We start from the raw sequence: 7801 nt of genomic DNA on the forward strand, positions 1-7801 counted from the left end.
CGGGTCACCGCGCAGGACTCGCCGCGCGGTGACCCGCCGGTAGACGCGGCCCGCAGGCCGCATCGCGCACTTTGTACGACTCATCCGCACGAAGTGCGGAGAGGGATTCCGGCCCATAGGGGGGAGTGATGGGCCGGAATCCCCCACCTCTTTTCTACGACCCGCTCGTGCCCGTGGCACGCGATCGGCGGCTCAGGGCGGCACCGACCGCGATCGTGCCGAGCGCCAGGAGTGCGAGTCCGGTCGCGGCGAGAAGCAGGCCGTCCTGCGCACCGGTCCGCTCGAGATCGTCGCTGTCGATCCCGCTGTCGTCGTGATCCTCCTCGTTCTCCGACAAGACGCCGGGGAAGAGGTTCGTGACCAGCACGTGGCCGCCCGATTCGGCGATCGATATGTCGTCGCGGCTCGTGCCGTCGGTCTCGTCGCCGCCGACCGTGATCGTCGTCTCTGCCGCACCGCCGGTGCCGGTCTCGGTCAGTGTGCAGACCGCGCCCACGGGCAGGCCGGCTTCGCCGTGCCGCTCTCCTGCCCGGAGCGAGAAGACGCGGCGTACATCCTCACCGGTCCCGGCCACCGGGCAGACGAGCTCGAACTCGAAGCTCTTCTTCGCCAGCTCGGGGTCGAGCTCGTGCTCGTCGCCGCTCGCCAGGCTCTTCTCGATCACCAGTTCGCCGAGCGTGTAGGTGTTCGAGAGCTTCAGTTCGGTCGCGGCGTCCCCCGGCAGCACCCGGATCCGGATGTCGGCCGAAAGGCCGTCGGTGGCGGGCGCCACCCCCGGAGCCGTCTCGATCGAACGCCCGACCTCGCCGTGCGCGCCGACCTCGCCGGTCTCGCGTGCCGTGCAGTCCGCGCCGACGGGGATGCCGTCCACCGTGACCGAGCCGTTCTTCGGCACCGACAGGGTCGCGTGCTCGCCCATGTCGAGCGGCACCCGCGCAGGATCGGCGGCACCGCTCGGCACGGTGCACACGAGTTCGACGGGGAACTCGTCGGGAGCGTTGTCCGCGCCCTCGCCCTGCACCTGCTTCGTCACGACCAGCGAGCCGGTCTTGACGGTGACGCCCGCGCGCTGGGGGGCCTTCGGCAGGTTGACGCGGTTGCCCGCCGTGTCCCAGGCGATCAGGCCGTTCTGGTTCCAGGCGAACTGGCGCTCCGCGAACTGCTCGAGCGTCGGCTGCAGGCCGGCGTCGGACTGGTCGATGACGCGGTTCACGGTCTCGAACTCGACGACGACGCTGCCCGCGGGCGGCAGGGCGTTCGCGGTCATGTCGACCTTGAATCGGAGCCCCACGATGTCGCGGATCTCGCCGGTGTAGTCGTCGAGCAGCGTCCAGATGTTGGCGGGGTTCGCCGTCGTGTCCGAGCACTCGGGGTCGGCCAGCCAGAGCGAGCCGGAGCCCGCACCCACGCAGGCGGCGGGGTTCGTCGTGACTTCCACCGTGTAGACCGCGCCGTCGGGCAGACCCGTGAGGCGGATGGCGGAGGGATCGACGAGCACGGGCCGGAACGTCGAGGTGCGCGCGGCGCCGCCGGCGAGCATCTTGTCGCCCGGGTTCGGCAGCATGTCCACGATCGTCATGCGCGAGAGCGCGTTGGTGCCGACGTTCATGTTCTCGAGCTTCCAGGTGTCGGTCGCGCCGACGGCCGTGTACGAGGCGCAGGGGTTGCGCGTGTAGTCCGAGCCGATGGGCAGGAAGTTGCCCGCCGCGCACTCCTCGTCGGTGCGCACGTCGAGCGCGCCCGAGACCAGGTGCTCGCCGAGCGTCTCGGCGGGCTCCCCGTTGACCGTCTTCCGCGCGCCGATGACCGTGCCGGCCTCGGGCTCCACGAAGTTGTTGTTCGTGCAGAGGTTCTCGGCGGTCGGGGCCTGCGGATCCTGTCCGTGCGTCCTGGGTTGCGTGCAGGTGTCGAGCGGCACGCCGGTCTCGACGATCAGCCCGTTGGTGGCGCGCTGGCCGGCGCCCACCGGCTGCAGGATGAGGCCGAGCTCGACCTCCACCCGCTCGCCCGGGTGCATCCGCTGCCCGGCCGGCCACGCGAAGACCAGGTTTCGCCCGTCGGCGCTCAGTTCGATGCTCGGGTCCTCGCCCAAGCCGCTGCCCGAGTCGCCGGGCGTCACGTTCACCGTCGGCTGCTCTCCGTCCCAGTCGAGGGCCGCGGGCAGGGCGTCGGTCACCTTCGTGACCGGCAGATAGCCGGTTCCGGTGTTGGTGAACACGAGTCGCCAGGGCAGGCTCACGAGCGGATCGATGCGGTGATCGCCGGTGTCGTTCGGCGCCCGTTTGATCACCTCGATCGCGTTCGTGCCGGGTGAGAAGACGACCCGGTCGTCGTCTTCGGCCTCCGCCTCGCCGTACTCTTCGTTCTCGGCGAATGCGGTCGCCAGGTTCTCCTCCTGGTCGTCGCTCCAGTCGACGGCGGCGTCGTCGCGCAGCACGACCGTGAACGGCAGCGTCGCGGTGCCCCACGATGCGTTCCACGACGTGGCGCCCTGCGGGAACAGGCCGTTGCCCGTGGTCCGCGAGAATGTCGCCCTCACGCCCCGGATCTCGTCGAGGTCGCCGGTGTAGTCGGCGAAGACCTCCCAGTCCCCGTCGACGATCACCTCGAGCCGCGCCGAATCCGCATCCGTCGGATGCGTCGGCGTGCCGAACGAGACGAACGCGAAACGGTCCCAGAACGACGCGGTGCGATCCTCGATCCGCAGCGTGTCGAGCGGCGCGGTCGACCCGTCCGGATCGGCGGTCAACCGCACGTTCACGGGCGCCTGCGGGTCGGTCTCGAGGATCGTCCGATCGCTCGAGTCGCCGTGATCGACCGAGATCGACTTCTCGAGCCCGACGCGCACGCGCGCCTGGGTGAGCTCGATGTTCGCCCCGTCGGTGTCGGTCGGCTGCGTCGACGGGTCGACGACGGCGTCCCATCCGCGCGCCAGCGCCGTGTTCGGCACGTTCACGGCGCTGCCCGACTCGCCGCCCTGCACGGGACGGCCGCTCAGTCGCTCCGTGGCGCGCAGCCGCACGTCGAGGTGCATGACGAGGTCGTCGCCCACCAGGATCCGGTTGCCGTTCAGCCCGGGGTCGGTGCCCGAGTAGGTCACCGCGATCCCGATGGCGTTCGGCAGCGCGTCGACGAAGGCCTCGGCCTCCGAGATCGCCTGCTGCAGGGTGAAGACCCGGGTCGTGCCCGACGGCGTGCCGTCGTAGAGCCACAGCTCTACGGTGCTCTCGGCGGCGTCGATGTAGCCGGGCAGGGTGCCGAAGCCCACGCCGGTCAGGTCGAACTCGTCGAAGTGGTTCCCGTCGATGCTCGCGACCTCGTTCGCGAAGTCGCGGCCCGCGAACGGCGACGACGCGAAGTCGAGGGTCGAGGCGGGGAGCGGACAGGTCGCCCCGCAGGCGGTCGACGTGTCGGTGACGCGGATCTTGCCGAGCTTCATGGCCCCGCGCGACCCCTGCGGCTGCGTCGAGGAGTTCCTCGCCGTCAGTGTGTAGCGCGCGCGGGGGTAGTCGGCCTGCTCCAGCTCGCCGGGGTTCGGCGCGACGAGGCCGATGCTGTCGGCGGAGGGGGTGGAGCCGCTCGTCGGCAGCGGGCGCACCAGCTTGCCCAGACCGACGTTCGTCGTCCCGTCTACGAGCTGGATGGTGTCGTTGCCGCCGGCGCGCACCGGCTCACCAGTCTCGGGGTGAGCGACGACCCCGAACGTGTTGTCGACGCAGCCGTCGGCTGCGGCACCGCAGTTGAACGCGGTGCCCGTCTCCTTGACCCACTTGAGCGAGCCGTCGGCCGTGCGGGCCGTGTCGCGCAACTGCCAGTCGAGGCGGAACGAGCGGGTGTCCGCCGAGGCCGTCACGCCGCTGCCCGGCTCGGGCGCGGTGAGGTCCGGATCCTGCGGGTCGTGCGCGGCCTGCCGTGCGGCTGTGTTCTCCTCGACCACCAGGCGCACGCCGAGCGCGCTGGCGCGCTGCGATGCGGTCAACTCGTGTCCGACGAAACCGTTCGCTCCCATCCAGCCGCCGGCGGGCGGGGAGACCGGGTTCCAGCTCGTTCCGTCCCAGAGCTCCACGGCCGCGACGGTGTCCCACCGCAGCAGCGGATCGATCGTCCCGCTGCCTGCCGGGGCCTCATAGCCGATCGGTCGGATGTGCGTCAGGTCGAAGGCCTCGAACACCGTGCCGGCTCCGGTCGCCGACGGGCTCGCAGGGTCCTGCAGCTCGACCGTCCGGTATCCGTCCCTGGCGACGGCCCACGACTGGACCGTCGAGGAGGTCGCGCCCGACTGCGAGGTCAGGTAGTCGTGCGCCCACTGCTTCGCCGCCCAGACGCCGCCCGGGCCGGGGCCCGTGCCGCCCTCGGTGCCGCGGATGCCGACGTCGATGCGATCCTCGTCGGAACCGGTGACGACGCGGGAGTCGAGCTCGCCCGTGCCCGTGGCCGTCGCCGTGTTCTCGTAGCGCACCGGGCTGTCGAAGGTGCCGGAGGTCGGCTCCCCCGCGGTCCGGGTGTGCGTACGCGCCGTGAACGAGATGTTCGGCTTCACGTACGTCGCCTGCGAGAGGCCCGCCGTGTTCTCGTAGACGAAGCGCAGGCCGGTCGTGCCGGTCGGCACGTCGATCGCGGCGTTCTCGTCGGGGTCGGTCGCCAGCACGTGCCAGGCGCCGCTCGCGCCGCGTCGCTCGATGGTCAGCGTCGCCTGTTCGCCGCCGTTGGTCGGGCGGCTGATGGGGGGCAGGATCTGCTTCGCGTCGAAGGCGTCCCAGAACGTTCCGGCTCCGGCGGGCGCCTCGGGCATGACGTCCTCGACCACGATCCTGGTCGGCTTGGTCCGCCCGCCCGCGGTCGAGACCTCGGTGTCGAGCTGCACGATCACCGTCTGGCCGGGCAGCACCGTGCCCGGGCCCACCCGCTTGTCGATCTCAACGTCGATCCGGGGGGCGACGTACGAGACGGTGGCGCTCGCACCCGCATCGTCGGGGTCCAGCCCGGCGCGCTCGCCGACCACGTCGATCGCATTGACGAACGGGCCGGCGGTTCCACCGGCCGGGACGAAGGTCTCGGCCGGGTTCGAGCGCAGCTCGTAGCGGATCTCGCTGTACGCGCCGGGTTCGATGGCTCCGGTGAACGCGATCTCGAAACCGGTCGCGCCGGCCGGGGCCGCGGGAAGCGGATCGCCTTCCGGTACAGCGACCGTGGTGGGCCCGCCCGGGTGCTCCCAGGTCACCTCCGCCTGCGTCGCACCGGTCGGCCAGATCGCGCTCGTATCGTCGCCGAAGCCGTCGAAGACGAGGTCGGCGCCGAAGAAGCGCGCATCCGAGCCCGCTCCGGGCTCCTTGACGATCAGACGGTCGAGCACGGTGCTCCGCGGTGCCTCGCGGTTGATCGCGCGCAGCACGACCCCGACCGAGTCGCCCGCGGTGATCCCCGTCAGGTTGGCGGTCTCGTCGCCGTCGGGCAGCGCGTAGAAGCGCTTCTGGGCGTCGACCTCGATGCGTTCGGCGCCGACCGCGAACGGTGCTTCGGTCTCCTTCGAGACGGCGGGATGATCGGCGACCTCCACGGTGGCGCGGACGTCGTTCTCGATCTCGTAGCCGGCGGAGAGGCTCTCGCCGGTCGAGCGATGCGTCGCCCGCTGCTCCACGGCGAAGCCCTGCGAGGCCTCGGTCCCCGGCGGGATGGCTCCGGTGTAGCTCGTGCGCACGCCGGCGATCCGGTCGTTCGGGATCGCGGCGTCCCAGTCCGCCCAGTTCCAGGCGCCGTCGGCGAGACGGTACACCTGCACGGCGGCAGCGGTCGCCCCGGCGGGCAGGTTCGTCGTCGGGTCGCTCGGGGAGGCGAAGCCGGCGAAGTCGACGTAGTTGAACGGGTTGTCGGCGTGCAGCGCCGTCGCGCCGTCAGGGGCAAGCGCGGGATCGGCGGGATCCTGCAGGCTCAGGCGGGAGGCGTCCACGTTCGAGGCCTGCACGGCGCCGATGACGAGCTGGGAGCTCCGGCCCGGTTGGAAGTCCTGCCCGGCCGGCGCCCAGGTCTTGCGCGGTTCGACATCGGCCTCGATCGGAACCTCGATCGAGATGGTCGCCGTGTCCTCGGTGCTGAGATCCTGTGCTCCCGACTTCGCGGAGAAGGTGGCGGTGTTCACGAGCGGGCGGTCGAGGGCCGGGTCGAGCGGCGAGATGCCCTCGGGAACGGTCAGACGGTAGCGGAGCACGCCCTGCTTGCCCGTCGACATCCCGAGTCCGCTCGCGTTCCCCTCTCCCGCCTGCACCGGAAGGGCGACCCCGACCGTGATCGTGAGGTCGCCGGCGTCGGCGCCGAGCGTGCCCTCGGCCGGTGACGGCGAAGCCGGGCCCGGATCGACGACGCCGGGGAGCTCCAGGGTGACGCCGGTCGTCGAACCGCCGACCGTGGCCGTCAGGTTGCTGATCCTCCAGCCGGCGAACTCCGCGGGCAGTCGGTCCACGATGGTGACGGGGGAATCGGCGTCCTCGTCCTCGACACTGAAGTCGATGCGGTACTCGACGGTGTCGCCAGGGCTGAGGTCCAGGCGCTCCTTCTGTCCGTCGACCTTCTTCACCAGTTGCAGCGTGGCGCCCTCCATCGCGCGGACCGGTGCGACTCCGGCGCCGAGCGCCATCGCCGAGCCGACGAGCAGCACCGAGAGCGCTCCCGCCACGGTGCGGACGATCGCACGGCCGAACGCACGGTGTGCTCCGCGCACCGAGCGCATGCCGACGATATGACGATTGTTCCCCATGATTCCTCCCCGAATGCGGACCCTGCCGAGACCGGCGGATCGTACCCGGCCCCTGCGCATGGGTACTCCTTGGGGGATTCCGCGCAGAGGCCGGGCACCCGATAACACGGTGCGCACTGCGAATCGTGACGCGCGTTCTGAGAATTCTTCGATGCCTTGCCGTTTTCTTCGGCCGAATCGGCATCGCAGGTCGAATACCGCATAATGGATGCTTGGGGATTCGCCGGTCAGGGCCGGCACGCTCGGTACACGCTTCACGGCGGAGTGTCGGGCACGGGTACGAGATGAGTTTGGGAGGACTCGCAGTGCCGAAGAGACGATGGGGTGCGTCATCCGACGGTGAGCTGCTCGACGCATGCCGCGACGGGAGCACCGATGCGTTCTCGCTGCTCTGGGATCGCCATCGAGGCGCCGCGATGGCGGCCGCACGCGGACTCGCCCCGAGCCTCGACCCGGACGACCTGGTGTCGGCCGCCTATCTCAAGATCTTCGAACTCGTCATCGACGGCCGCGGCCCGCGCGGCGCTTTCCGCCCCTACCTCTATCAGGTGATCCGGACGATCGCGGCCGATCAGTTCCGATCGCGGGAGCGCCCTTCCGACGAGCTCGACCAGATCCCCGACCTCCACGAAGCCGGGCCCTGGGAGGACAACGCGTTCGACCTGAACGCGGTCGCGGAGGCGTTCGCCGGGCTCGACGAACGCTGGCAGGCCGTGCTCTGGTACACCGAGGTCGAGGGCTTGGCCCCGCGAGAGGCTGCGCGTCTCATCGGGCTGTCTCCCAATGCGACCTCTGCGCTCGCCGTGAGGGCGAAGGACGCTCTGCGCTCGGCCTGGGTCGGCGCGCACGTCAACCGCGAGCTGAGCGCAGCCGAGTGCCGCACGACGCTGGATCATCTGCAGCGCTTCCAGCGCGGCAAGCTCACGGCGCGGGCCGCGCGCAACGTGGAGGCCCACCTGGGCGACTGCTCGAACTGCGCCGCAGCCGCCGCCGAGTCCGCGACGCTCAACCGACGCCTCGGACTCATCCTGGCCGGCCTGTTCCTCGGCG

The 7801-nt window shown here is 70.9% G+C and carries 2 protein-coding genes; one reads left to right on the top strand and one right to left on the bottom strand.

Annotated features, from left to right (window positions below; translation table 11 throughout):
• Window positions 1-154 precede the first annotated feature (154 nt).
• Window positions 155-6751: a DUF5979 domain-containing protein gene (locus tag ACFPZL_RS08025; protein WP_218114622.1), complete on the bottom strand. Its 6597-nt coding sequence runs from the start codon at window positions 6749-6751 to the stop codon at window positions 155-157.
• Window positions 6752-7056: 305 nt separating this feature from the next.
• Between ACFPZL_RS08025 and ACFPZL_RS08030 the strand changes: the two genes are divergently transcribed.
• Window positions 7057-7801: RNA polymerase sigma factor (locus tag ACFPZL_RS08030; protein ID WP_382335054.1), on the top strand; the 745-nt coding region annotated here is incomplete at its 3' end.

Source organism: Leucobacter soli, from assembly GCF_042659205.1.
GTDB lineage: Bacteria > Actinomycetota > Actinomycetes > Actinomycetales > Microbacteriaceae > Leucobacter > Leucobacter soli.